Here is a 24,042-nt window from a genome sequence, read left to right as displayed (position 1 = left end):
GCGCGGACAGGATGGTCTCGTCGCACCGACGATCCGCAGGGGATCGCCGTGCGGGCCGGACAGGAAGAGGCGAACCGATGAGCACCAGGATGATCGTGGCAGCCGTGGTGGCCGCGCTGCTCGCGCTGCTGACGGGGTGCAGCAGTGCCGACAGTGGAGCCGACAATGCGGGCAGCGACGCCGCGGCGGACTACGCCGACGCCGAGCAGGGCATGGCAGAGGCCGAAGCCGGGGACGAGGCGGGCGACGGGTCCGGCAGCCGCGCCGCCGAGGCCGCGGCCGAGATCGGGGAAGGATCGGTCGCCAGCGACGGCGAGGCACCGCTGATGGTGCGCCGGGTCGAGCTCGAGGTCGTCGTGGAGGACGTGAGCGCCGCGGTGACGCGGGCTCGGGCCACCGCGACCGGCGTCGGCGGCTACGTCTCCTCCGAGGACGTGCGGCCGGGCACCGAGGAGCGCAACGGCTACGGCTCCCTCGTGCTCCGGGTGCCCTCGGCCGAGCTGGACGCGGTCGTGGCCAGCCTGGGTGAGCTCGGTGAGGTGCAGTCCACCAGCAGCAACGCCGACGACGTCACCACGGAGTACCGCGACGTCGAGGCCCGCATCGCCACCCTCGAGGCCGGCGCCACGCGGCTGCGCGACCTCATCGATGAGGCTCCTGACGTCGAGTCGATCGCCAGCCTGGAGCGCGAGCTGTCGACCCGCGAGGCCGAGCTGGACGCCCTCAAGGCGCGCATGCAGGTGCTGTCCGACGACATCGCCCGCTCCACCATCACCCTGCACCTGGCCGAGGAATCCGGCGACCTGGAGGAGACGCGGCCTGACACCGGCTTCGTGGCCGGCCTGCAGCAGGGCTGGGACGCCTTCGCCGCGTCCGTGACGGTGCTGCTCACGCTGCTCGGGGCGCTGCTGCCCTTCCTCGTCGTGCTGGCTCTCGTCCTGGTGCCGGTCCTGTGGTGGTGGCGCCGCCGGCGGTCGCCGTCGTCCGCCCGCACCACGTCCCAGGCGACACCCCCGCACGAGGACGAGGGGTCTGACCAGGAGTCCAAGCGGCCCGGGTCGGGCACCACGAAGTAGCCCTCACCACGCGCCCCACGGTTGGTGTGCTCCCCCACGGTTCACGCGGTCCCCCACTGCTGCAGCCGAAGGGCACGGCGCCAACCGTGGGGGTATGCCGTGGGAGACTCGTGCGGTGACGTCCCCCGCCTCCTCGCCCACCGAGATCGACACTGGTCCTGACACGGGATCTGCCACCGCATCTGACACGGACCCCGCCGACAGCGTGCTGGTGCGCGCCGCCCGGGCGGAGGCGGTGCCGCATACCCCCGTGTGGTTCATGCGGCAGGCGGGTCGCTCGTTGCCGGAGTATCGCGAGCTGCGTCGAGACGTCCCGATGCTGACCGCCTGTCGCACACCGGATCTCGTGGCCGAGATCACGATGCAGCCGGTGCGCCGGCACGGCGTGGACGCGGCGATCTTCTTCAGCGACATCGTCGTGCCGCTCATGGCGGTCGGGGTGGACCTCGACATCGTGGCGGGCACCGGCCCGGTCATCGCCGAGCCGATCCGGGGCCGCGCCGACCTGGACCGGCTCCCCGAGCTGACCCCCGAGCACGTGCCCGACATCACCGAGTCGGTCCGCCTCCTCGTCGACGAGCTGGGGAGCACCCCGCTCATCGGCTTCGCCGGTGCACCGTTCACTCTCGCGTCCTACCTCGTCGAAGGCGGCCCGTCCAAGAACCACGAGCGCACCAAGGCCCTCATGCACGGCGACCCCCAGCTGTGGAGCGACCTGTGCGCCCGACTCGCGCAGATCTCGCGGGCGTTCCTCCGGGTGCAGGTCGAGGCGGGCGCCAGCGCGGTGCAGCTCTTCGACTCCTGGGCCGGGCATCTCTCCCGCGCCGACTACCTGCGCCATGTCGAGCCGCACAGCCGCGCGGTGCTCGCGGGCGTGGCCGACCTCGGCGTGCCCAGGATCCACTTCGGCGTGGGCACCGGCGAGCTCCTGCCCGCCATGGCGGACGCCGGGGCAGACGTCATCGGCGTCGACTACCGCGTCAGCCTCACGGATGCGGTCGAGCGGACCGGCGGCAGGTATGCCGTGCAGGGCAACCTCGACCCGGCGCTCCTCTTCGCGCCGTGGGAGCCGCTCGCGGCGCGCGTCCGGGAGATCATCGACGAGGGGCGCGGCGACGGGGTGCCGGGCCACCTCTTCAATCTCGGGCACGGCGTGCTGCCCGACACCGACCCCGACGTGCTGACCCGCGTGGTCGAGCTCGTACACGAGCACTCGACCCGCTGAGAGCAACCACTCGCGAGGCCCGGTCAGGAGGGGTGGGCCTCCAGGGCCGCGAGCAGGATCGGCACCACCAGTTCGCGCTGCCAGGGCCGGGCACCGAGTTCTTCCGCAGCGGCATCCACGGCAGGTTCGTCGGGCGCACCCGAGCCTGGGCCACCCGGAGGCTTCCAGAGGATCCGCCGGACCACGTCAGGGGTCATGAGGTTCTCCACCGGGATGTCGAGCCGCTCGGAGAGGTCGGCCAGCTCGCCCTTCACCATCGCCAGCCGCTCGGCGGCCTCGGGGTCGCGATCCGGCCAGGCCCGAGGCGGCGGCGGAGCGTCGCTCTTGCGGTTCGGCTCGGGCAGCTCCTCCTCGCTCATCTCGGCGGCGGTCCGGATCGCTGCCAACCAGGTCCGCTGATACCGCAGCAGCCCCTGCTCGGCCCGACGCTGCCGACTGCGTGAGCGCTCCTGGCGGGCCGGGGTGAGGCCGGCGGCCTGCCGCGGCATCCGCTGGGCGAGCTCGGCGAGCGTGCTGTCCGGCAGCACCCGGCCAGGAGACACGTCGCGCTCCCGCGCGATGGCGTCACGGGCCAACCACAGCTCGCGCAGCGCCCCGAGCGCCCGTGGTTTGCGCAGGCGGTGCATCCCGGAGGTGCGCCGCCAGGCGTCGGGGTCGTCGGTGCCGGGCGGCCCGACGAAGTGGCACAGCGCCGCGAACTCCTGCTGCGCCCACTCCCACTTTCCCTGCTCGCGCAGGTCGCGCTCCATCCGATCGCGCAGCTCCACGAGCAGCTCGACGTCGAGCGCGGCATACCGCAGCCACGGCTCGGGCAGCGGCCGCGTCGACCAGTCGACCGCCGAGTGCTCCTTGGCCAGGGTGACGCCGAGGTAGTACTCGAGCACCGCCGACAACCCCACCCTGGGCAACCCGGCCAGCCGCGCCCCGAGCTCGGTGTCCACGAGGGCGCGCGGACGCATCCCGACCTCGGCCAGGCACGGGATGTCCTGGGTCGCCGCGTGCAGCACCCACTCGTCCTCGGCGAGCACCGCGTCGAGCTCACCCAGCCCCTCGAAGGGCGTCGGGTCGACGAGCCAGGTGCCCGCTCCCTCCCGGCGCAGCTGGATGAGGTAGGCCCGCTGGCCGTAGCGGTAGCCGGACGCGCGCTCGGCGTCGACGGCGACCGGTCCGGTGCCGGAGCGCAGCGCGTCGAGGCAGGCCGACAGACCGTCGGGGGTGTCGACCACTCCCGGTATGCCGTCGGCCGGGGAGTCCAGACGCTCGAAGTCTTCGGCGTGGTCGTCGTGCTCGGGGGTCGCCTCTGCCGCCATGTCAGCGACGAACTCCCGACAGGGCCACCACGCCCTCGGGCAGCGGCGGCAGCCCCGCGAGCGTGCACAGCAGATCGCCCCAGGCCCCCAGGTGCGCCGCCAGCTCCCGCGGCTCGTCGCCCTCGGTGAGCACGGGTGTCCAGGAGGCGCGGATCTCCAGCTCGACCGACGGCTCCCGGTCCGCGAGCGCCCCGAAGCTCTCCGAGGTCACGCAGGTGACGGTGCCGGCGGCCGCGGTCCAGCCGAGCTCGGCGTCGTCGAGGGCGTCGGTCAACCACGACCAGCCGGCCTGGCCGGCGAGGGGGTCGTGCCCGACCTCGGGCTCCATCTGCGCCTTGGCATAGGTCACGGCACGCCAGGTGCCCTCCCACGGCTCCGGGCCGTCGGGGTCGTGCAGCACGACGAAGCGTCCGGTGGCGATGGGGTCGTCGTCGTCGAGATGGGAGGGCACGACCTCGCCGGACAGCGCGACCGCGTGCGGCGCCAGGCGGGTCGGGGCCGGCACCTCCTCGAGGACCATCTCGGGTCGCACCTGCGCGGCTCGGATCCCCTCGAGCGCCCGGGCGAAGAGCCCGGCGTCGAGCACAGCCTCGCTCCCCGCGGCAGTCTTCCGCGGTCGCTGGTCAGAGATCCGGCTCACCACGCGCTCCAGCGTATGCCGCCTACCCCGCCGGGACCAGCATCGCAACGCCGGACGATCTGTGAGACGGTGACGGCGGGCAGACTACGCAAGGACTCTCTCACTCAGCGTTATCTCATATATGTGATCTAGAGTGGTGGGCTATGACCGAGAGCTACCTCTCCCGCATCGGCGGGCTGATCCGCGACGCCCGCCGCCACAAGGACCTCACCCAGGCCGAGCTGGCCGACCTCCTCGGCACCAGCCAGAGCGCCGTCGCCCGGATCGAGCAGGGCAAGCAGAACCTCTCCCTCGAGATGATCGCCCGCATCGGCGAGAAGCTCGACTCCGAGATCGTCCAGGTCTCCTCCGGCGTCCCGCAGAACCTGCGCATCACCGGCGGCGTCAAGCTCTCCGGGTGCATCGACGTCCGCACCTCCAAGAACGCCGCGGTCGCCCTCCTGTGCGCCTCCCTCATCAACAAGGGTCGCACCACGCTGCGCAACCTGGCCCGGATCGAGGAGGTCAACCGGATCACCGAGGTGCTCACGAGCATCGGCTTCAAGATCCGCTGGCTCCCGGATTCCTCTGACCTCGAGATCGTGCCGCCGGAGAAGATCGACCTCGACGCGATGGACGAGACCGCGGCCCGGCGCACCCGCACGATCATCATGTTCCTCGGCCCGCTGCTGCACGAGTTCGACACCTTCGAGCTCCCGTATGCCGGCGGCTGCGACCTCGGCACCCGCACCGTCGAGCCACACATGATCGCGCTGCGCCAGTTCGGCCTCGAGGTCACCGCCACGACCGGGAGCTACCACGCGACGGTCGACACGGCATACCGTCCGGGCAGGCCGATCGTGCTCACCGAGCGCGGCGACACCGTGACCGAGAACGTCCTGCTCGCGGCGGCCCGCCACCCGGGCACCACGGTCATCCGCAACGCCAGCTCCAACTACATGGTCCAAGACCTCTGCGTCTTCCTGCAGCAGCTGGGCGTGACGATCGAGGGGCTCGGCACGACCACCCTCACCGTCACCGGCGTCGAGGAGATCGACGTCGACATCGAGTACGCCCCCTCCGAGGACCCGATCGAGGCGATGAGCCTGCTCGCTGCCGCGGTCGTCACCGGCAGCGAGATCACGGTGCGCCGGGTGCCGATCGAGTTCATGGAGATCGAGCTCGCGGTGCTCGACACGATGGGCTTCGAGTGCGACCTGTCGGAGGAATACCCCAGCTCGAACGCGCATACCCGACTCGTCGACCTGACGACCAAGCCTGGCCCGCTCAAGGCGCCGCTGGACAAGATCCACCCGCTGCCGTTCCCCGGCCTCAACATCGACAACCTGCCGTTCTTCGCGATCATCGCGGCGTGCGCCGAGGGCTCGACCCTCATCCACGACTGGGTCTACGAGAACCGCGCCATCTATCTCACCGAGCTCACGACGCTCGGCGCGAAGGTGCACCTCATGGACCCGCACCGGGTGATGATCGAGGGCCCGACCAAGTGGCGCGCCGGCGAGATCATGTGCCCGCCGGCCCTGCGCCCCGGCGTGGTCATCCTCCTGGCGATGCTCGCGGCGCCGGGCACCTCGGTGCTGCGCAACGTCTACGTCATCAACCGTGGGTATGAGGATCTCGCGTCCCGGCTCAACGCGCTCGGCGCCGAGATCCAGACCTTCCGCGACATCTGAGGTGGGGGTCGTCTGGGACGAGCGCGGCGGGGCGACGGTGGTGCGGGACGGCCACCCGCAGTCCTACGTCGACCCGGGCGACCCGCTGCTGCTCGTCTTCGAGTACGTCGAGCACCTCGCCACGGTGCTCGAGGCGCTGCGCCCCGACCCGGCACCGCTGGCGGTGACTCACGTCGGCGGTGCCGGTATGACGCTTGCCAGGTGGGTGCACCGGGTCCACCCCGGCTCGCCGCAGATCGTGCTCGAGCCCGACGCGGCGCTGACCGAGCTAGTCCGGGCCGAGCTGCCGCTCCCCCGCGGGCACCGGATCCGGGTCCGGCCCCAGACCGGGCAGGAGGGGATCGTGGGGCTGCGGGACGGCTCGGCCGAGGTCGTCGTCGTCGATGCGTATGACGAGGGCCGGGTGCCGGGCGCGCTCGCCGGGCAGGCGTGGGCGCGGGAGGTGGCGCGCGTGCTCGCGCCGGACGGCCTGCTGCTCGTCAACGCGGCCGACCTGCCCGGGCTGCGCTGGGTGACGCGGCTCGGTGCCACGCTTCGCACCGCGCTCCCCCACGTCGGGCAACTGGTCCTGCGCGAGGTCGCCAAGGGCAAGCGCTACGGCAACGTCGTGCTGGTCGCCTCCCGCCGCCCGCTCGACGACGTCACGCTGCGCCGGGCCGCAGCACGGGCGGCCTTCCCGACGATGTGGCGCACCAGCGCGGAGCTCACCACGGCCGAGCGCGCGGTGCAGCCCTTCGGCGAGGTGGGCGAGCCGTCCCCGGAGCCACCGGACGACGGGCCGCTGCGGCTGCGTTGAGCGCGCACGCAGCGTCCAGGCGGCACCCAGGTCGCTGACACCTGCGGCTCACGCCGCCGCCCTAGGCTGGGGTCATGCGCACCCGTGACGACATCGACGCCTGGCTCACCGACATGGACGGTGTGCTGGTGCACGAGAGCAGCGCCCTGCCCGGCGCTCGCGAGCTCATCGACCACTGGCACGACACCCACACTCCCTATCTGGTCCTCACCAACAACTCGATCTTCACCGCCCGCGACCTGTCCGCCCGGCTCCACAACTCCGGCCTGCCGGTGCCCGAGGAGCGGATCTGGACCAGCGCCCTGGCCACCGCCGACTTCCTCGCGACCCAGCAGCCGGGCGGGTCGGCCTACGTCATCGGGCAGGCGGGCGTCATCACCGCGCTGCACGAAGCCGGCTACACCATGACCGAGAAGGACCCCGACTTCGTCGTCATCGGCGAGACGCGGCAGTACTCCTTCGAGGCGATCACCATGGCGATCCGGCTCATCGAGAAGGGGGCCCGCTTCATCGCCACCAACCCGGACGCGACCGGGCCGAGCGCCGACGGCATCCTGCCCGCGACCGGCGCGATCAGCGCGCTCATCAGCAAGGCCACAGGGAGGGAGCCGTATGTCGTGGGCAAGCCCAACCCGATGATGTTCCGGTCGGCGCTCAACACGATCGGCGCGCACAGCGAGACCACCGGCATGATCGGCGACCGGATGGACACCGACATCATCGCCGGGATGGAGGCCGGACTGCATACCGTCCTGGTCACGACCGGGATCAGCAGCCTCGACACGCTCGCGTCCTATCCCTTCCGCCCGGACGAGGTGCTGGACGGCGTCGGCGAGCTCGTCCCTGCCCGGGGGACCTCGATCATCGAGGAGCCGCGCGCCGACGTCTGACCGGAGCACCCGCGCGCAGCCGATACGCTCGATCTGTGCGGACGGCATACCTGGACCATCGCGGTCCGATCCCCATGGCCCACCGCGGGTTCGACCCGAGCGGTGCCGGCCTGGAGAACTCCCTGCCCGCGTTCGAGGCGGCCGTCGACCTGGGCTACCGCTATGTCGAGACCGACGTCCACGCCACCCGCGACGGGGTCGTCGTCGCCTTCCACGACGAGACGCTGGACCGGGTGACCGACCGCCGGGGCGCCATCCCCGAGCTGTCCTGGCGGGAGGTCTCGCGGGCCCGCATCGGCGGTCAGGAGCCGGTGCCCCAGCTCGAGGACCTGCTGACCAGCTGGCCCGAGCTGCGGCTCAACATCGACATCAAGTCACCCGGCGCGATCGTGCCGCTGGTGCGCGTCATCGAGCGCACCCGCGCCCACGACCGGGTCTGCGTGACCAGCTTCTCCGACCAGCGGCGCGAGGCGGCGGTGATGCGGCTCACGCGGCCGGTCGTGAGCTCGGCCGGGCAGCGCAGCACCGCTGGCTTCCGCGCCGCCGCCGAGCTGCCACCGCTCATCCGCGCCTCGGTGGCCGCGCGGGCGCTCCGCGTGGTGGACGGGCTGCAGGTGCCGCCGCAGCACCACGGGATCGAGGTGGTGACGCCGACCTCGCTGGCCGCGGCGCACGAGATCGGCAAGTTCGTGCACTGCTGGACGATCAACGACCCGGTCGAGATGCACCGGCTGCTCGACCTCGGGGTCGACGGGATCATGACGGACCGCGCCGATGTGCTCAAGGAGGTCCTGGTCGCGCGCGGCCAGTGGACGGACTGAGGCGTGCGGCACTCGTGGCGCGTTGTTGCCCTGATGTCGCGCTGCCACCGGGCACGAGTAGAAGAAGGCGCTACGAGTCGGGCTGGCCTACGCCTCCGGCACGTGGGCCTCCAGCTCATCCAACCAGGCGCGGGCGTTGCCGTCCGAGGGTGCGCGCCAGTCGCCGCGTGGCGAGAGGGCACCCGCCGAGGAGACCTTGGGCCCGTTGGGCAGCGCCGAGCGCTTGAACTGGCTGAACGCGAAGAACCGCTCGACGAAGAGGACCAGCCAGCGCCGGATGGTGGGCAGGTCGTAGGCGTTGCGACCCTCCTCCGGGAAGCCGGGCGGCCACGGACCGTGCTCGACGTCTCGCCAGGCGTGCCAGGCGAGGAAGGCGATCCGGCTGGGCGGCATACCGAACCGGATGACGTGGTGCAGGGTGAAGTCCTGCAGCTCGTAGGGCCCGATCTTCTCCTGCGTGGACTGGACCGCCCCGTCCTCGCCGGCGGGCACGAGCTCGGGGGTGATCTCGGTGTCGAGGATCGAGGTGAGCACGCGCCCGGTCACCTCGTCGAACATCTGCTCCTCGACGACCCAGCGGATGACGTGCTGGATGAGCGTCTTGGCGAGCCCGGAGTTGACGGTGTAGTGCGACATCTGGTCGCCGACGCCGTAGGTGCACCAGCCGAGCGCGAGCTCGGAGAGATCGCCGGTGCCGAGCACGATGCCGCCGCGCTGGTTGGCCGCGCGGAAGAGGAAGTCGGTGCGCAGGCCCGCCTGGACGTTCTCGAAGGTGACGTCGTAGACCGGCTCGCCGTCGGCGAAGGGGTGGCCGAGGTCCTCGAGCATCTGGCGCGCCATGGGCCGGATGTCGATCTCCTCGAAGGTCACGCCGAGCGAGGTCGCGAGCTCGGTGGCGTTGTCCTTGGTGTGGTCGCTGGTCGCGAAGCCGGGCATGGTGAAGGCCAGGATGTCGCTGCGCGGGCGCCCGGCGCGGTCCATGGCGCGCGCCGCGACGATGAGGGCGTGGGTGGAGTCGAGGCCCCCGGAGACGCCGATGACGACCTTGGGCTCCCCGATCGCGGACAGGCGCTGGGCGAGGGCGGTGACCTGGATGCTGAAGGTCTCGTAGCAGTCGAGGGCCAGGTCGTCCGGGTCGTCGGGGACGAAGGGGAAGCGGTCGACGGTGCGGCGCAGCCCGATGTCGGTATGCGGTGGTTCGAGCACGAGGTCGACCGTGCGGAAGCGGGTCACCCGGTCGCCGAGGGCGAGCGCGTTGTCGTCGAAGCTGCCCTGCCGGGCGCGGTCGGCGCGGATGCGCATGAGGTCGACGTCGGCGACGCTGCGGTGCGGGCCCTGGCCGAAGCGCTCGGACTCGACGAGGAGCGAGCCGAGCTCGTGGACCATGGTCTGGCCGTCCCAGGACAGGTCGGTCGAGGACTCCCCCTCCCCCGCCGCCGCGTAGGCGTAGGCGCAGAGCAGCCGCGAGCTGGCCTGGGCGCAGAGCTCGTGCCGCTCCGCGGACTTGCCCACGGTGATCGGGCTGCCGGAGAGATTGGCGACGACCGTGGCGCCGGCCAGGGCGGCCTCGGCGGACGGCGGCACCGGCACCCAGAGGTCCTCGCAGACCTCGACGTGCAGCACCAGACCGGGGACGTCGAGGGCCCGGAAGATCAGGTCGGGCCCGAAGGGCACCTCGACCTCGCCCAAGGGCAGCCGGATGGTCTGGCCGTCGGTCCCGGCTCCCGCCGCGAAGTGCCGCTTCTCGTAGAACTCGCGGTAGTTCGGGAGGTAGGACTTGGGCGCGACACCGAGGATCGCGCCGCGGTGGATCACCACCGCGCAGTTGTAGAGCCGGTGCTGGTGCCGGAGCGGGGCACCGACGACGAGGATCGGCAGCAACTCCCGGCTGGCCTCGACGATCGACCCGAGCGCCACGAGGGTCGCGTCGAGCACCGCGTCCTGCAGGAGCAGGTCGTCGATGGCATACCCGGTCAGCCCGAGCTCGGGGAAGACCGCCACCGCCACGCCCTCGGCGTCGCACTCGCGGGCCTGCGCGATGGTCCGCTCGGCGTTGGTGGCCGGGTCGGCGATAGCGACCGGCAGGGTGCAGGAGGCGACGCGGGCGAAGCCCTGGTCGTAGGCGCTGTAGAACTCCACGGGGGTCAGTGTGTCAGGGAGCAACCATGCGCGACGCCCGGTGGGGCTCCTGGCAACCATGCGCGGCGCCCGGTGGGGCTCCTGGCAACCATGCGCGACGCCCGGTGGGCCGGACGCCGAGCGGTCAGCCGAGAGCGGCCAGGACCAGGCTCCCGAGTGCGACGAGCCAGCTGACGAAGCTGCCGACGAGGAAGTACTCGGTCTGTTCGTGGATCGAGGGCGCCGGCTGGTCGGGCGCGAACGGCCCGTCGGACGAGCTCTGGCTGCGGGCACGGGACAGCTCTGGCCAGCGGATGAGGCCCTTGGCCGCGATGACGATGCTCGCCGCCGTGACCTCCCCGGCCAGCCCGAGGCCGAGGATGAGCAGCCGCTCCATCGGCCCGAGCACCCGGCCGCCCTGGAGCCCGTCGCGGTCGTCGCTCTCCGGCGGGCTGATGTCAACCGCCCGCAGCACCAGGCGCACGACGACGTTGCCGGTCGAGAGCTGGGCCAGCACGAGGGCCACGAGCAGCACCAGACGATCAGGCGCGACCCCGTCGATCCCGGGCAGGTCGACCCAGTGCATCCAGGCCGCCAGCGCACCGGTCGAGGCGTCGCCACCCAGCCCGCCGAGCAGGAGCAGGCCGGCGAGCCCCGGACCGAGCACGGCCAAGGGGGCCCACGGTCGCTGCTCACCCAGATCCCCGGTGGCCTGCCATCCCAGGACGACGACACCCGCGACGGCGACCACGGTGAGGGCGACCCCGCGGTCGTCGGTGAAGAGACCGGTCGCCCAGGCGGCCAGCACGACCACGACCAGGCCGGCGAGCGCCTGCAGCCCCCGGACCCGCCGCTGTGCGACGCGCTGGTACTCCTGCCCGCGGGCGCTGACCGCACGGGCGAGGCCGGCCGCCAGATCGCTGCACGCCAGACCGAGCAGGCCCAGAGCGAGCGCCACCATCACAGGCTCCCCAGGAGCTCGTGCGAGCGCAGCACCATCGCTAGGCCGTCCCGGATGACCCGCTGCGACACCGCCGAGGCGCTGACGCCCTCCTCCACGGCGATCTGCTGCTGCGACCTCCCGGCCACGAGCCCTCCCAGGATCCGGATGCTGCGCTCGTCGCACGATCCCAGCACCTGGTCCTGACAGGCCAGCGCGGCGTTGATCGCGGCCTCCAGATCGGCACCGGCAAGGTCAGGCGTGTCGACCTCGTCGGCATGGGCGTCGTCCGCCTCGGCGTCGCGCGCGTGTGCCGCCTCGGCACGGCGAAAGGCGGTCCGGGCCATCCGGGTTGCAGCGCCGTCCTCGAGGGTGTGGACGGCGTCGATCGCACTGCGGGCCGCCCACCACGCCGGCCCGTCCTGGGTGCGCTCGTCCAGCAGAGTCACCCCGCCCCAGCCGATGCCGAACCGCGCCTCGACCGGGTGCAGGGCCAGACGCACCAGCAGGGTGTATCGCACCGCGGAGCCAAGCCGGGCGTGAACCGCCTGGAACTCGTCGCCCGCGGTCACCCATCCCGCCGCGAGGGGGGCCGTCGCCTCGTCTGCCCCCGCGAGCGCCTCGGTCAGGCTACGGTGAAGAGCCCGTCGATCCTTCACGGTCCGGGAGTCCCGCAGATCTCCGATCAGCACCGCCCTGAATGAAGCAGATCGCTTCTTTCTTGTCATATTCAGACTATAGCTTGATCTACCGCGACGGCGCGGTCGGACCATGAGCAGTCGAAGGTGCCTCACACGGTGGCAAGGGCCCACGTGTGAGGCACCTTCGACTGCTCATGCGATGGGGCTCTGGTCACGCGCAGCCCGTGAACTCCCAGATCGAGGCGCGACCACCCTCGTCCACCAGCGTCCAGGAATCCTCCTCATCGCCGCCGCCGCTGCCCTTGCCCCCGTCCGGGTCGAGGTTGCGCAGCCCGGGTGAGGTCTCCTCCCACTTCGCGTTCTCGACGTCCTCGAAGACGAGCGCGTCGGCATACACGTGCGTCACCCCGAGCTCTCGGACCGCCTCGCACACCGACGCGTCGTCCGCCCACCGGTCGAAGCGGTCCAGCACGATGTCGCGCTCCGGGCTGTCGGGGATCGGGCTGAGCTGCGGGAAGACGACGTCGACGCCCGAGCGATGGAGGAGGTATGGAGATCCCGCCACCGGCTCCCCCAGGACCACTGCATCCTCGGGCAGGGTCTGTGCCGCCCGGTCGATCATGTCGATCTCCTCGGGCTCGAGGATGGTGCCCCAGGCGATGGGGTAGAAGGTGTAGGTCGAGGACATGATCTGCGTCTGGGTGGTCCAGCGCAGCCCGGACGTCAGCACGACGAGCGCCACGACGAGCAACCCCGCCGTCCACCGCACCGGCACCGCGAAGCTGCGCGCCATCTTTCCCGCGAGCCACCCGCCCGCGCCCGCGGCGAGCATGATCGCGGGGATGAGGACGAGCTGGTTGAGGCGCGAGGCCTGGGTGTACCAGAAGCCGGAGAGGATCCGCAGCGGCTGTTCGGGCGGCCCCGCCGCGAGGAGGGTCAGCACCACCGCCGCGAGGAGCGAGACCACGAGCCAGCGGGCGTGCCGCCACCGCACCGCGAGCACGACGCCGAGCCAGACGAGCAGGGTGCCGACGAGGTTGACCGAGGTGACCTTGTAGACGTAGATCAGCGGGTGGTCGATGAGCAGCGACCCCATGCCGGGCCAGTAGGACTCCTGCCCGCCACGCTGGTAGTCCATGATCGCCAGCACCGGCGGGAAGGTGAGCAGGAAGGTCATCGCGCCGACCACCACCACGAGCCAGGCGATGCCCTGCCCCCAGGCCAGCAGCGGTCGCCCCCGCCGCACGAGGCGCCGGAGCTGGCGCAGCACCAGCACCGCCAGCAGCGGGAGCGCCAGCAGCGCCAGGCTGAACAACCCCGAGGCGTGCGCCAGCACGACGCCGCCGACGGCCCAGAGCAGCCCCATCGACAGCGCCACGTGCATCCGCCAGGAGAGCACCCCCCGAAAGGTCGCGATGAGCAGCGCGATCGTGCCGGGAACGCAGGCGGTCGACAGCGCGAACGGCCACACCGCGAGCATCGACACCGCGATCGCCGGGAAGGTCACGTAGGTCGCGGCGAGCACCGGCACGAGGATCGTGGGCAGCGCCCGCGCCGGCCAGACCACGCGCGCCAGGGCGACCAGGCCGGCGATCCAGACCACCGACCCGATGACCACCGAGGAGGCGTTGGCGGCCTCGGTCACCCCGTCGAAGCCCGGCGCGATCGCCACCAGCGCGTGCCACACGGCTGGGTAGAAGGGCGCGGCCTGGTCGGCGTACATCGGTGCCAGCCCGCCCAGCGAGCTCGCGTTGCCGGTCTCGCGCACGAACCACAGCGCGTTGAGGTGGAAGACGGCATCCCACGCCTGCGGCGGCTGGTCCGCCCGCCCCATCCCGGACACCATCGCCGCGGCCATCACGCCGCCGCCGAGGGCCCAGGTGAGCGCCAACCACCCCCGTTCGGTGTGCCGTAGCGCCCGCTCCCCAGCGACCGTCACGCCCGCGGGGTCGGCGATCGTGCGCAACCAGAGCCCGAGGCCGCTCGCCACGAGCACGGCCCCGAGGGAGCCGAGGGCGAAGCTCAGCAGCCCCCACGGGATGCCGAGCAGGTCGTAGCCGACGGCGAGCACGCCCGCCAGACCGGCGGTGACCGCCGGGCCGGCACCGAGCGCGAGGAGGCCACGCGCGCCGAGGCAGCGGAGCACGGCATACCCGGGCAGGACGACGAGCAGCGCCATGCCGACCAGACCCGGCAGGGCCTCCCCCCAGCTCACCCCGGTCATGCGGCGGGCGTCTCGCCCCCGCCGATCGTCAGGCGGGGCACGCCGGTGAAGCGCTCCGGGTCGGTGACCCGGCGCCCGTCGAGCAGCAGCCGGAGACCGGGGAGGTCGGCGGCCGAGAGGGTGGCGTACTCAGGGTGGTCGGCCTGCACGATCGCGACGTCGACCGCATCACCGAGGGCGTAGGGCGTCCAGCCGAAGCCGGCGAGCTCTTCCCGTGAGTACATCGGGTCGTGGACGAGCACCTCGGCACCCCGCTCGCCCAGCGCGTCGACAGTGCCGAAGACCCCGGAGAAGGCAGTCTCCTTGACCTTGCCGCGGTAGGCGGCGCCGAGCACCACGACCCGCAGCCCAGCCAGTGAGCCGAGCAGCGACTCGGCGCGGGCGACGGCATACTCCGGCATGGCGGCGTTGGCCTCGCGGGCGCTGCGGACGACGGTGGCGTCGGCATCGGTGGAGAGGTAGAGCCGTGGGTAGACGGGGATGCAGTGACCGCCGACCGCGATGCCGGGCTGGTGGATGTGGCTGTAGGGCTGGGAGTTGCACGCCTCGATGACGCGGTGCACGTCGATGCCGGCGCCGTCGGCGAAGCGGGCGAACTGGTTGGCGAGGCCGATGTTGACGTCGCGATAGGTGGTCTCGGCGAGCTTGGCCATCTCGGCCGCCTCGGCGCTGCCCATGTCCCAGACGCCGTTGGGGCGAGGCAGGTCGTCGCGCTCGTCGAAGGTGAGCACCGCCTCGTAGAAGTCCACGGCGCGGCGGGTGCCCTCCTCGGTGAGCCCGCCGACCAGCTTGGGATAGCGCCGCAGGTCGGCGAAGACGCGGCCGGTGAGGACGCGCTCGGGGCTGAAGACGAGATGGAAGCCACCGTCGTCGCCCTCGGTCAGCCCGCTGATCTGCTCGATCATCGGCTTCCACCGGCCACGCGTGGTGCCGACCGGGAGCGTGGTCTCGTAGGAGATGAGCGTGCCTGGGGTCAGGTGCTGCGCCAGGCTCTGGGTCGCGGAGTCCATCCAGCCGAAGTCGGGCGCCCCGGTCGCCTCGTCGACGAAGAGCGGCACGACGAGCACCACGGCGTCGGCGCCGGGGATGGCGTCCGCGTAGTCGGTGGTGGCGCGCAGCCGTCCGGCCGGGACGAGTTCGGCGAGCTTCTCGCCGAGGTGGTCCTCGCCGGGGAACGGCTCGGTGCCGGCGTTGACGGCCTCGACCGTGGCGGCGTTGACGTCGACCCCGACGACCTCGTGGTTCTCGTCGGCATCGGCGAACTGCACCGCCAGCGGGAGCCCGATCTTGCCAAGCGCGACGACCGCGATCTTCATCAAAGAGGTTTCCGTCCTGGAAGAGGTGTGGGTGCCTGCCACAGGATACGTGGCGGTATCGGTCAAGATGGTGCCCTATGCCTTCCTCGATCTTCTCGCTGACCGCCGCCGACGGCACCCTCGTGAGCGTCCGCCGGTGGCTCCCGGACGGCTCCCCACGCGCGGCCGTGCTCATCGCGCACGGCATGGTGGAGCACGGAGCGCGCTACGAGCACCTCGCGCAGCGCCTGGTCGGTGACGGATATGCCGTCTACGCTCCGGACCACCGCGGGCACGGGCAGACCGTGACCGGGCGGGGGCAGCACGGCAAGCTCGGGCACCTCGGCGACGAGGCCGGCTTCGCGGCGGTGGTGGACGACCTGCTCGCGCTCTCGGAGGAGATCTCGCGGAAGCATCCCGAGGTGCCGTTGGTGCTGCTCGGGCACAGCATGGGCTCCTTGCTGGCCCGGGCGTATGCCGCGCGCTACGGCGACCGCCTCGCGGCCCTGGTGCTCTCGGGCACGGCGGGCGATCCTGGGCTGAACGGCTTGCTCGGTCTGCAGGTCGCCTCGCTGGAGGCGCGCCTGCGCGGCCCGCGTGCCACGAGCCACCTCATGAGCGCGCTCACCTTCGGCTCCTACCACCGCGCCTTCGGGCGACCTCGCACCCGCTCGGACTGGCTCAGCCGGGACGAGGCCCAGGTCGACGCCTACGAGGCCGACCCGCTGTCCGGCGCGACCGCGACCGCAGGCTTCTACCGTGACCTGCTCACCGGGCTGCGCTGGGTGAGCGAGGAGACCACGGCGGCGGGTATGCCGAAGGATCTGCCGGTCTACCTCGTCGTCGGAGAGCTCGACCCGGTCGGCGGAGCGGACGCGGCGCGCGAGGTGGGCGACCTCTTCGCCCGGGTCGGGATGAAGGACGTCACGACCCAGGTCTGGCCCGGTGCTCGCCACGAGGTCTTCCACGAGACCAACCGTGACGAGGTGGAGGACCACCTGCTCGCCTGGCTCGACCCCCGCTTCCCCCGCCACTGACCTGCCCATTTCCGGACTGGCCGCACGAAATGCCGTGACCGGCCGCACGAAATGCCCCGACCGGCCGCACGAAATGCCCTGACCGGCCGCACGAAATGCCCTGACCGGCCGCGCGATATGCCCGGACTGGCCGCGCGATATGCCCCGACCGGCCGCGCGATATGCCCTCACTGGCCGGGGGGCTGCGCCGATCGGGACGGCCGATGCGGCATACCTGTGCCTCTGGTGGTGACACAGGCGTTCTCCCGCCCACGCCTGTGTCACCACCAGGCGCACGAGCGTGACGAGACTCAGGTGGAGGCGACGCTCAAGCGCGGGCGCGACTCACCGGCGCGAGGCGATCAGCGAGGCAGCCATGAAGCGCAGCGGGGCCTCCGGGTGCAGCGCGTGCCGCCACGACGACGGCAGCAGCGTCCGCGGATGCCCGTGCCGGCGCCGGGCCCGGGCCAGCTCGAGCATCCGATCCGCCGGCACCGAGACCTCGAGGATCGCGGCCAGCAGGTCGTGGTCAGCCACACTGAGCGGGTCGGCGCAGCCGGGTGCCTCGGCGAGCACACGCCGGGTCACCCGTGCCAGCTCCTCGCGCTCCGCGGGCGACCACCAGGTTGGGTCGGCGCGCGTGAGGATCGCGCCGAAGACGTGGATCCGCAGCACCTTCGTCGCCACGGCACGCCGCTGCGGCGCCGTCAACTGCTGGCCGACAGGCAGGTCCCACAACGCGTCGACGCTGGCCAGCTGCTGCGCCATCGGCCGCGGGTCGTAGGTCACCCGGTCACCGGCGTCCTCGTGGATCTCGTAGGCGGGGGCGGCTGCGGCATACCTGACCTCCGCCTGCGACCACAGCGCGGTCACCATCGGCACGTCCCCCCCGACGAACGCACCAGGGAGCAGCCGCGAGCCCGGCAGCGCGAGCGCGCCGCGCGAGAGCAGCCCGAGCGGTGCCGAGCGATAGCTGAGCCGGTCGCGCACGAGATCCAGCCCCCCAGGCCGCAGACGCCGCACCGGACGCACCGGCGGCGTCGGCACGCGTCGCCCCGCCAGACGCAGCGGCGGCACGACGACGACCGGCGTCTGAGGGTCGAGTCCATCGGCCGCCGCCAGCCACCCGGCGAGCGCCCCCGGGGCCAGCGTGTCGTCGGACCCCATGATCGCCGTCCAGGGTGCGGTGGCGGCGTCCAGACCGAGGGTGAAGGGTCCGCTCGGGCTCGGTATGCCGTCGGCCAGCTCGAGCACCCGCACCCGGGGGTCGTCGGCCAGGTCTCCGAGCGCGGCGCGGGCGTCCTTCAACGCCAGGTTGTGGGCCACCACGCTCACCCGCACGTCGACGCCAGGTGAGCCGTCGAGCACCGAGCGCACCGCGCGGCCGACCTGCCGATCGGCCGAGTGCAGCGCGATCACCAGGTCGACGAGGGGCTGCTCCCGGGTGCCCTCAGCGGGAGGGCTCTCGCCTGACCCACGACCGGACACCGCTCCGCCCTTCCCCACGAGCCGCCGATAGATCCCGTCCACCTGCTGGGCATACCCTCCCGGGCCGTAGCGCCGCGCCACCGGACCAGAGATCTCCTCGGCACTGAGGCCTCGGGAGTCACGCCATACCTGCTCCACCGCGTCGGCCCACGCCTCGGGCGCGGCGCCGGGCCGGACCAGCGCCCCACTGGGCGGACCGACGAACTCCCGCGGCCCGCCGGTGTCACCGACCACGACGGGGCGACCCGCCGCCAGCGCCTCAGCCGCGGCCAGGCAGAACGTCTCCGCGCGCGTCGGCAGCAGGAAGACATCGCTCTCCCCCAGCAGCCCCGGCACCTCCTCCGGCGGGACCCCGCCGGGCAGCCGCACCGGCACGGACAGCGCATCCGCCCGCAGCTCGACCTCCCCGCGCAGCGGGCCCTCGCCGATCCAGGTGAGCCGCGCGGCGATCCCCCGGGTCCGCAGGGCGGCGACCGCCTCGACCGCGCGCACCGGGTCCTTGCGAGGTATGAGGCCACCCACCGCCACGATCTCGAGCACCCCGCGCCCGGCGAGGTCGGCGTCGGGTCGCCTCCGGGGAGCCAGCTCGGCCGGCACGGTGACGATGTTGGGGACCACCTCGACGGGGCCGGAGCGCAGGCGGCGCATCCCCGCCGCGAGATCCTCGCCCACGACGGCCACGACGTCGGGCCGCGCGAGCAGCGGTCGCACGGCGCGGCGGGCCACGCGCAGGGCCGGGGTCAAGGTCTCCGGAGCCAGCAGCCCGGACCAGTGCTCGGTGTGCACCCACGGCACCGAGGGCCGCCAGCCCGCCAGCGGCAGCAGCGACGAGATGGCCATCGTGTGCAGCAGGTCAGCGCCCCTGGACAGCTCACGCACCCGCCGCGCCGCCCGCAGCACGTGATCCGGCCGCTTGACGTCCATGACCAGTTGCTCCACCGGCACGACCGAATCCGTCAGCACCATCCCCGCGAGCTGACCGTCCGGGCGAGCATCTGGCCGTCCCGCCAGCCCGGGAGCGACGAGATGCAGCACCCGCACGTCGTGCCGGGTCGCGAGCGCGGCGACGTCACGGGCGACGAAGACGCCGGTCGCCGGTGACGACGAGGTCGGCCACCACGTCGTCACCACCAGGACCCGCACGCGGGTCACGCTATCGCGACGCCTCGAGGGCAGGCTCTAGGCTGGCAGCCATGTCGATGACGCACACGCGCGACGGGGCTGCAGCTCTGGCACGACTGCGTCGCGCGCTCACTGACGGCTCCCTCTCCGACGCTGCTCAGCGGCACGGGCTCGCCCTGGTCGTGCTGTTCGGCAGCGCCGCAGAGCCCACCGACAACTCCCCCGGTGACGTGGATCTCGCGGTCGCCTGGGATACCAGGACCACGCGCGGTGACCTCATCGGCCTGACCAGTGACCTGCTGGGCCTGCTCGGTGATGCGGTGGATGTCATGGATCTCGATCGCGCTGGCCCCGTCGCCCGTCAGCGCGCCCTCACCCGCGGTGAGGTGCTCTTGCAGCGCGAAGCAGGTGCCTTCGCGACCCGTCAGATGAGGGCGATGCGCGACTACGCTGACACGGCCTACCTGCGTCGTCGCCAACTCGCCCTCCTGGCGGAGACCGGCACATGACCCCTCGTGATCTCGATCCCGAGGTGGTCCCGGCTCGGCTCGCACACCTCGACGAACTCATGCGGATCCTCGTCGGCATGGGTCATCCGCAGCTCTCCGCCGATACGGTAGCCCGGCCGGCCACGGAACGGATCCTGAGCCAGTCCGTCGACATGGCCATCGTCGCAGAAGCTGCCGCAGCTGCTCCCCGGGTGATGGATGACCTCCGGCGCGCCATCGCAGGGTGGTTGGAGTCGCTCAGGTGAGGGTCCTTTCCGTCGTCGGCGCCCGGCCGCAGTTCGTCAAGCTCGCGCCGATCGCCCGCGAGTGCGCGGCGCGCGACGTCGAGCACGTCATCGTGCACACCGGGCAGCACTACGACCCGATGCTCTCCGACGTCTTCTTCGCCGACCTGGGCATCCCCGACCCCGACGTGCATCTCGGCGTCGGCTCGGGCGGGCATGGGGCCCAGACCGGCGCGATCCTCGCCGCGCTGGACGAGGTGCTGCTGGAGCACCGTCCCGACTGGGTCCTCGTCTACGGAGACACCAACTCCACGCTCGCCGGGGCGCTCTCGGCGGTGAAGCTGCACCTCCCGATCGCGCACCTGGAGGCCGGGCTGCGTTCCTTCAACCGGCGGATGCCGGAGGAGCACAACCGGGTGCTCACCGATCATGCCGCCGACCTGCTGCTCGCCCCCACCGCGGTGGCGCGCGACCACCTCGCGGCCGAGGGTCTCGCGATGCGCACCGTCGTCGTGGGCGACGTCATGATCGACGTCCTGCTCCAGGTGCGCAACGAGCTCACCGACGTCGGCGCGACCCTCGACATGCTCGGTATGCCACCGGGCGGCTTCTCCGTCGCGACGATCCACCGGGCGGAGAACACCGACGACCCGGCTCGCCTGCGCGCGACCGTCGAGGCGCTGCAGCAGGTCGACCACCCGGTGGTGCTGCTCGCCCACCCGCGGCTGCGGGTCCGGGCCACCGAGCAGGGGCTCGACCTCGACGGCGGCGCGCTCACCACCCGCGACCCGCTGCCCTACCCGCAGCTGGTCGGCGCGGTCAGCCAGGCCCGCGGGGTCATCACCGACTCCGGCGGCCTGCAGAAGGAGGCCTTCGCCCTGCGCACCCCCTGCACGACCATCCGCACCGAGACCGAGTGGGTGGAGACGGTCCACTTGGGCTGGAACGTCCTCGCCGAGCCCGGCCCCGCCGTGCGCGAGGCTGCCTCCCGCCCGGGCCCCGCGCCCATCGAGGCCGCGCCCTACGGCGATGGGCACGCCGCAGCTGCGGTGCTCGACGCGTTGGAGCGTGACCGCACGACCCGCAGCTGAGCTGCCCCGAGGATCGAGCGATGGAGCCACCCCCGAACCACGTGCAGGCCTTTCGGCCCGGGCTGCGCGGGGTGGAGGAGGTCTTCCACGCCGCCTGGAAGGACCACGCCTACCCGACGCACACCCACGACACGTGGACCGTCCTGGTCGTGGACCGCGGCGCCATCGGCTACGCCCTCGACCGGCGCTCCGGCCAGGCGCCGCCCCGGTCCGGGGTCACGGTCCTGCCACCGCACGTGCCCCACGACGGCCGGGCTCTCACCGCGGGCGGCTTCGCCAAGCGGGTGCTCTACCTCGCCGAGGACCAGCTCGCCCCCGCGCTGGTCGGGCGCGCGGTCGACGCCCCTTTCCTCGACGACACCACCCTCCGGGCCGGGGTGTCCCGGTTGGACCGCGCGCTGCTGCGGCACGACCTGGTCGAGGCCGAGAGCGGGCTCGCCCTCACCCGCGAGCGGCTCACCCACCTGCTCTCGCGCCGGGCCGCGCCCGTGCGCCCACCGACGCAGCTCCTGGCGTTGCGGGCGCGCGAACGCCTGGACGCCGACCCGTTCGGCCCCGACCTGCTGGCCACGGTGGCGACCGAGCTGGAGGTCAGCGTCCCGCACCTCGTGCGCTCCTTCTCCGCGAGCTACGGCATACCACCGCACCGGTATGTGCTCGGTCGCCGACTCGACCACGCACGACGGATGCTGCTCACCGGTCTGCCCGCCGGGCAGGTCGCGATCGACGCCGGCTTCTACGACCAGGCGCACCTCACCCGGCACTTCCGGGCGTTCCTGGGCACCACGCCCGGGCGCTACCAGCACTCCCACCGCTGAGATCCGAGCCGGGATCAAGGACGTACAAGACGGTCCGGCCGCTCGGCAGCACGCTGGGTGCATGACCGACGACGACCTGCTCACGCCGCCCTTCGCCACCAAGATCGCCGTCGCCGTGCGCGACGACCTCGCCACCTGGCAGCGGCTCAACGTCACCGCCTTCCTCTCCTCGGGCATCGCCGCGGACCTCCCCGAGCTCGTCGGCCAGCCGTACGCCGACGCGGACGGGCAGGCCTACCTGCCGATCCTCGGTATGCCGGTGCTGGTCTTCGAGGCCTCCGCCGAGACCCTGCGGTCGGCCCGCGAGCGGGCGCTCAACCGTGGACTGCCGGTGGCGGTCTACACCGCCGACATGTTCAGCACCGGCCACGACGCCGCCAACCGCGCCGTGGTCGAGGCGGTGGGCGGCGCCGACCTGGATCTGGTGGGGTTGGCGGTGCACGGCCCGAAGAACGGTGTCGACAAGGTGTTGAAGGGCGCCCGGCTGCACCCCTGACCGGGTGGCACACGCGAGGCGTCGCCGCCCCGACGCGTGCCCTCCGCCCGTCCGTCCGTCGATCAGAGCGCCTTGCGTCCCGCTACGACCTGACCCTCGCACCAACCGTCCTGGCGGTCCGCCGGGATGGTCGGGGCGCCGTCGGCCGGCACGTCGTAGAAGGTGGCGTAGAGGACCGTCGGCACGTCCCCGTCGTTCCAGGCCGTGTGGACGATGTCGCCCGGGTCGACGAGCGCCGTCTGCTGGCCGTAGGTGCGCTTCCGGCAGTCGGTGCTCTGCTGGTAGACTAGCTCGCCCTCCGCCACCGAGATGACGACCGGGCCGGGGTGGGTGTGCCACGGGAAGGCGGCCCCAGGGGCCAGCTCGACCCGGGCGACCACGACGTGGCCGGGGTCGCGCAGGTTGAGCACCTGGGTCGGCCCTCCGTCCAGCGAACGCCTGATCGACATCGTGATGTCGTCGGGGAAGTCCGCGTGTCGGGACAGGACGCTGACCTGGGGTGCCGGTGGGTCGTCGGCGGTGGCGTCGTCGGCGGCGGCGCCCGTGGGGGCCAGCAGCGCGCCGACGATGGCGACCGCCGCGCCGGCGGCCAGGGCTGTGTGTCGGGTGGTGGTCGTGAACATGGTCTTTCCTCTCTCGGTCGGGTCCCGCTGTCGGGTCCCGCGCTGACCACCACCACGCTGCCGGGACCTGGGCGGCGGCGGTATACGACGTTCGTCGTAGTCCTCGAACCCTGGTGCGCCGACTCAGGGGCTGGCAGAATAGGTGGGCAGCGAAGCGAGGAGGAGCCCATGTCGGCCCCCGTCACGCGCAGGGTGCGGACGCTCGACGAGCTGTGGCAGCTGCACGAGGTGCTGCAGCAGGACGGGCCGGGAGCTGGCCTGCCGTTCGGACTCCTGGAGGGGGTGCGGCGCGTGCTGCAGTGTGACGCGGTGGGGTTCAACGACGTCGACAGCGCGCGTCGGCGGCACCACTTCCTGCAGGAGGTCGACCACGAGAGCAGTGACGAGGAGGTGGCCGTCGACCCCGACGACCCGGCAGAGCTGGCCTTCTGGGAGCAGTACTGGCAGAGTGACTGCTCCCTGCCGGACCGCACCGGCGACCTGTCGGGGGTGTACCTCGGCTCGGACCGCTACTCGCGCCGCCAGTGGCACGAGACGCCCTTCTACCGCATGTGGGTCGAGAGCCAGGACGGCCCTCCTCCCGAGTTCGAGATGATGACGGTCTGGGGCCGCGGGTCGCCCGGCCGCACCCTACGCCTGCTGTGCGTGCGGCACGACGGACCGGACTTCGACGACGACGACCGCCTCCTGGTCGAGCTGCTGCGCCCCCACCTGCTCATGGCCTTCCACCGCGCCGAGTCGGTCCGTGACCTGCAGCACGGAACCGGTGTGGCCGCCCTGACCCCCCGGCAGCGCGCCGTCCTCGAGCTGGCGGCCCAGGGCTGCACCAACCGCGCCATCGGCCGCTCCCTGGGCATCTCCGAGGGGACCGTCCGCACCCACCTCATGAGCATCTACGCCACCCTGGGCGTCTCCTCACGGGCCGCCGCCACCTCCCTGCTCCTGACGACCTCCGCCACGCTGGATCCCCTGAACGCTGCCCCCGCACCGAGCCCCCCGCACTGAG

The 24,042-nt window shown here is 72.4% G+C and carries 22 protein-coding genes; 13 read left to right on the top strand and 9 right to left on the bottom strand.

What is annotated here, in order from left to right; translation table 11 throughout:
- Positions 1–77 precede the first annotated feature (77 nt).
- Positions 78–1,076 carry a DUF4349 domain-containing protein gene (locus AC5PYY_RS11560; RefSeq protein ID WP_493896962.1) on the top strand — a complete coding sequence of 333 codons (999 nt, stop codon included), beginning with the start codon at positions 78–80 and terminating at the stop codon, positions 1,074–1,076.
- Between the two features lie 115 nt (positions 1,077–1,191).
- Positions 1,192–2,301, top strand: coding sequence for a uroporphyrinogen decarboxylase (gene hemE / locus AC5PYY_RS11555; RefSeq protein WP_493896961.1), 1,110 nt, complete (start codon positions 1,192–1,194; stop codon positions 2,299–2,301).
- A 23-nt stretch (positions 2,302–2,324) separates the two neighbouring features.
- On the opposite strand, the gene AC5PYY_RS11550 is transcribed toward hemE, so the two are convergent.
- Together AC5PYY_RS11550 and AC5PYY_RS11545 are read right to left on the bottom strand one after the other, a co-directional pair.
- Complete coding sequence (locus AC5PYY_RS11550; RefSeq protein ID WP_493896960.1) at positions 2,325–3,611, bottom strand: HRDC domain-containing protein; 1,287 nt, start codon at positions 3,609–3,611, stop codon at positions 2,325–2,327.
- Position 3,612: 1 nt separating this feature from the next.
- The gene (locus AC5PYY_RS11545) at positions 3,613–4,254 is read right to left on the bottom strand and encodes a DUF3000 domain-containing protein (protein ID WP_493896959.1); all 642 of its coding nucleotides are present in this window, start codon (positions 4,252–4,254) and stop codon (positions 3,613–3,615) included.
- Between the two features lie 140 nt (positions 4,255–4,394).
- On the opposite strand from AC5PYY_RS11545, the gene AC5PYY_RS11540 reads away from it, so the two are divergent.
- From AC5PYY_RS11540 to AC5PYY_RS11525, 4 genes are all read left to right on the top strand, one after another.
- The gene (locus AC5PYY_RS11540; protein ID WP_493896958.1) at positions 4,395–5,924 is read left to right on the top strand and encodes a helix-turn-helix domain-containing protein; all 1,530 of its coding nucleotides are present in this window, start codon (positions 4,395–4,397) and stop codon (positions 5,922–5,924) included.
- Between the two features lies 1 nt (position 5,925).
- A complete protein-coding gene (locus tag AC5PYY_RS11535) occupies positions 5,926–6,720 on the top strand; it encodes a spermidine synthase (protein WP_493896957.1) in 795 nt (264 codons plus the stop codon).
- Positions 6,721–6,794: 74 nt separating this feature from the next.
- The gene (locus AC5PYY_RS11530) at positions 6,795–7,610 is read left to right on the top strand and encodes an HAD-IIA family hydrolase (RefSeq protein ID WP_493896956.1); all 816 of its coding nucleotides are present in this window, start codon (positions 6,795–6,797) and stop codon (positions 7,608–7,610) included.
- A 35-nt stretch (positions 7,611–7,645) separates the two neighbouring features.
- Entirely contained in the window at positions 7,646–8,431 is a 786-nt protein-coding gene (locus tag AC5PYY_RS11525) for a glycerophosphodiester phosphodiesterase family protein (RefSeq protein ID WP_493896955.1), read from the top strand.
- An 87-nt stretch (positions 8,432–8,518) separates the two neighbouring features.
- On the opposite strand, the gene AC5PYY_RS11520 is transcribed toward AC5PYY_RS11525, so the two are convergent.
- The 5 genes from AC5PYY_RS11520 to AC5PYY_RS11500 form a co-directional block, all read right to left on the bottom strand.
- Positions 8,519–10,570, bottom strand: a complete 2,052-nt coding sequence (locus AC5PYY_RS11520; RefSeq protein WP_493896954.1) for an NAD(+) synthase — start codon at positions 10,568–10,570, stop codon at positions 8,519–8,521.
- 124 nt (positions 10,571–10,694) lie between these two features.
- The gene (locus AC5PYY_RS11515; RefSeq protein WP_493896953.1) at positions 10,695–11,510 is read right to left on the bottom strand and encodes a hypothetical protein; all 816 of its coding nucleotides are present in this window, start codon (positions 11,508–11,510) and stop codon (positions 10,695–10,697) included.
- Positions 11,510–12,181 (bottom strand): SatD family protein, encoded by a 672-nt coding sequence (locus tag AC5PYY_RS11510; RefSeq protein WP_493896952.1) that lies wholly within the window; start codon positions 12,179–12,181, stop codon positions 11,510–11,512. Before AC5PYY_RS11510 ends, AC5PYY_RS11515 begins: the two co-directional genes overlap by 1 nt.
- A 160-nt stretch (positions 12,182–12,341) precedes the next feature.
- A complete protein-coding gene (locus AC5PYY_RS11505; RefSeq protein ID WP_493896951.1) occupies positions 12,342–14,354 on the bottom strand; it encodes a DUF6541 family protein in 2,013 nt (670 codons plus the stop codon).
- Positions 14,351–15,670 (bottom strand): nucleotide sugar dehydrogenase, encoded by a 1,320-nt coding sequence (locus AC5PYY_RS11500; protein WP_493896950.1) that lies wholly within the window; start codon positions 15,668–15,670, stop codon positions 14,351–14,353. Before AC5PYY_RS11500 ends, AC5PYY_RS11505 begins: the two co-directional genes overlap by 4 nt.
- 77 nt (positions 15,671–15,747) lie before the next feature.
- Between AC5PYY_RS11500 and AC5PYY_RS11495 the strand changes: the two genes are divergently transcribed.
- Positions 15,748–16,686: an alpha/beta hydrolase gene (locus AC5PYY_RS11495; RefSeq protein WP_493896949.1), complete on the top strand. Its 939-nt coding sequence runs from the start codon at positions 15,748–15,750 to the stop codon at positions 16,684–16,686.
- A 324-nt stretch (positions 16,687–17,010) separates the two neighbouring features.
- On the opposite strand, the gene AC5PYY_RS11490 is transcribed toward AC5PYY_RS11495, so the two are convergent.
- A complete protein-coding gene (locus AC5PYY_RS11490; protein ID WP_493896948.1) occupies positions 17,011–19,296 on the bottom strand; it encodes a glycosyltransferase in 2,286 nt (761 codons plus the stop codon).
- Between the two features lie 50 nt (positions 19,297–19,346).
- Here AC5PYY_RS11490 and mntA point away from each other — a divergent pair, with 50 nt between their 5' ends.
- The 5 genes from mntA (at position 19,347) to AC5PYY_RS11465 (ending at position 22,413) form a co-directional block, all read left to right on the top strand.
- Entirely contained in the window at positions 19,347–19,784 is a 438-nt protein-coding gene (mntA, locus tag AC5PYY_RS11485) for a type VII toxin-antitoxin system MntA family adenylyltransferase antitoxin (protein ID WP_493896947.1), read from the top strand.
- Positions 19,781–20,029, top strand: a complete 249-nt coding sequence (locus AC5PYY_RS11480) for a hypothetical protein (RefSeq protein WP_493896946.1) — start codon at positions 19,781–19,783, stop codon at positions 20,027–20,029. The genes mntA and AC5PYY_RS11480 overlap by 4 nt, the downstream gene beginning before the upstream one ends.
- On the top strand, positions 20,026–21,099 hold the full coding sequence (gene wecB / locus AC5PYY_RS11475; RefSeq protein WP_493896945.1) for a non-hydrolyzing UDP-N-acetylglucosamine 2-epimerase: 1,074 nt from the start codon (positions 20,026–20,028) through the stop codon (positions 21,097–21,099). The genes AC5PYY_RS11480 and wecB overlap by 4 nt, the downstream gene beginning before the upstream one ends.
- A 20-nt stretch (positions 21,100–21,119) precedes the next feature.
- The gene (locus tag AC5PYY_RS11470) at positions 21,120–21,917 is read left to right on the top strand and encodes an AraC family transcriptional regulator (protein ID WP_493896944.1); all 798 of its coding nucleotides are present in this window, start codon (positions 21,120–21,122) and stop codon (positions 21,915–21,917) included.
- A gap of 61 nt (positions 21,918–21,978) precedes the next feature.
- A complete protein-coding gene (locus tag AC5PYY_RS11465) occupies positions 21,979–22,413 on the top strand; it encodes a DUF2000 family protein (RefSeq protein WP_493896943.1) in 435 nt (144 codons plus the stop codon).
- A gap of 62 nt (positions 22,414–22,475) precedes the next feature.
- Here AC5PYY_RS11465 and AC5PYY_RS11460 read toward each other — a convergent pair whose 3' ends face one another.
- The gene (locus AC5PYY_RS11460) at positions 22,476–23,036 is read right to left on the bottom strand and encodes a cupin domain-containing protein (protein ID WP_493896942.1); all 561 of its coding nucleotides are present in this window, start codon (positions 23,034–23,036) and stop codon (positions 22,476–22,478) included.
- A 168-nt stretch (positions 23,037–23,204) separates the two neighbouring features.
- On the opposite strand from AC5PYY_RS11460, the gene AC5PYY_RS11455 reads away from it, so the two are divergent.
- On the top strand, positions 23,205–24,041 hold the full coding sequence (locus tag AC5PYY_RS11455; RefSeq protein ID WP_493896941.1) for a helix-turn-helix domain-containing protein: 837 nt from the start codon (positions 23,205–23,207) through the stop codon (positions 24,039–24,041).
- Position 24,042: the final 1 nt, after the last annotated feature.

The organism is Serinicoccus sp. JS2-9 (genome assembly GCF_059025165.1).
Note: the sequence above shows the minus strand (reverse complement) of the source record. Positions and strands in the feature narration are given on the sequence as shown.

What these genes read in the sequence shown, in the direction of transcription:
- AC5PYY_RS11560 (WP_493896962.1), top strand. Translation starts at nt 78, where the DNA reads ATGAGCACCAGGATGATCGTGGCAGCCGTGGTGGCCGCGCTGCTCGCG.
- AC5PYY_RS11550 (WP_493896960.1), bottom strand. Translation starts at nt 3,611, where the DNA reads ATGGCGGCAGAGGCGACCCCCGAGCACGACGACCACGCCGAAGACTTC.
- AC5PYY_RS11540 (WP_493896958.1), top strand. Translation starts at nt 4,395, where the DNA reads ATGACCGAGAGCTACCTCTCCCGCATCGGCGGGCTGATCCGCGACGCC.
- AC5PYY_RS11530 (WP_493896956.1), top strand. Translation starts at nt 6,795, where the DNA reads ATGCGCACCCGTGACGACATCGACGCCTGGCTCACCGACATGGACGGT.
- AC5PYY_RS11515 (WP_493896953.1), bottom strand. Translation starts at nt 11,510, where the DNA reads ATGGTGGCGCTCGCTCTGGGCCTGCTCGGTCTGGCGTGCAGCGATCTG.
- AC5PYY_RS11505 (WP_493896951.1), bottom strand. Translation starts at nt 14,354, where the DNA reads ATGACCGGGGTGAGCTGGGGGGAGGCCCTGCCGGGTCTGGTCGGCATG.
- AC5PYY_RS11500 (WP_493896950.1), bottom strand. Translation starts at nt 15,670, where the DNA reads ATGAAGATCGCGGTCGTCGCGCTTGGCAAGATCGGGCTCCCGCTGGCG.
- AC5PYY_RS11495 (WP_493896949.1), top strand. Translation starts at nt 15,748, where the DNA reads ATGCCTTCCTCGATCTTCTCGCTGACCGCCGCCGACGGCACCCTCGTG.
- mntA (WP_493896947.1), top strand. Translation starts at nt 19,347, where the DNA reads ATGTCGATGACGCACACGCGCGACGGGGCTGCAGCTCTGGCACGACTG.
- AC5PYY_RS11480 (WP_493896946.1), top strand. Translation starts at nt 19,781, where the DNA reads ATGACCCCTCGTGATCTCGATCCCGAGGTGGTCCCGGCTCGGCTCGCA.
- AC5PYY_RS11470 (WP_493896944.1), top strand. Translation starts at nt 21,120, where the DNA reads ATGGAGCCACCCCCGAACCACGTGCAGGCCTTTCGGCCCGGGCTGCGC.
- AC5PYY_RS11465 (WP_493896943.1), top strand. Translation starts at nt 21,979, where the DNA reads ATGACCGACGACGACCTGCTCACGCCGCCCTTCGCCACCAAGATCGCC.
- AC5PYY_RS11460 (WP_493896942.1), bottom strand. Translation starts at nt 23,036, where the DNA reads ATGTTCACGACCACCACCCGACACACAGCCCTGGCCGCCGGCGCGGCG.
- AC5PYY_RS11455 (WP_493896941.1), top strand. Translation starts at nt 23,205, where the DNA reads ATGTCGGCCCCCGTCACGCGCAGGGTGCGGACGCTCGACGAGCTGTGG.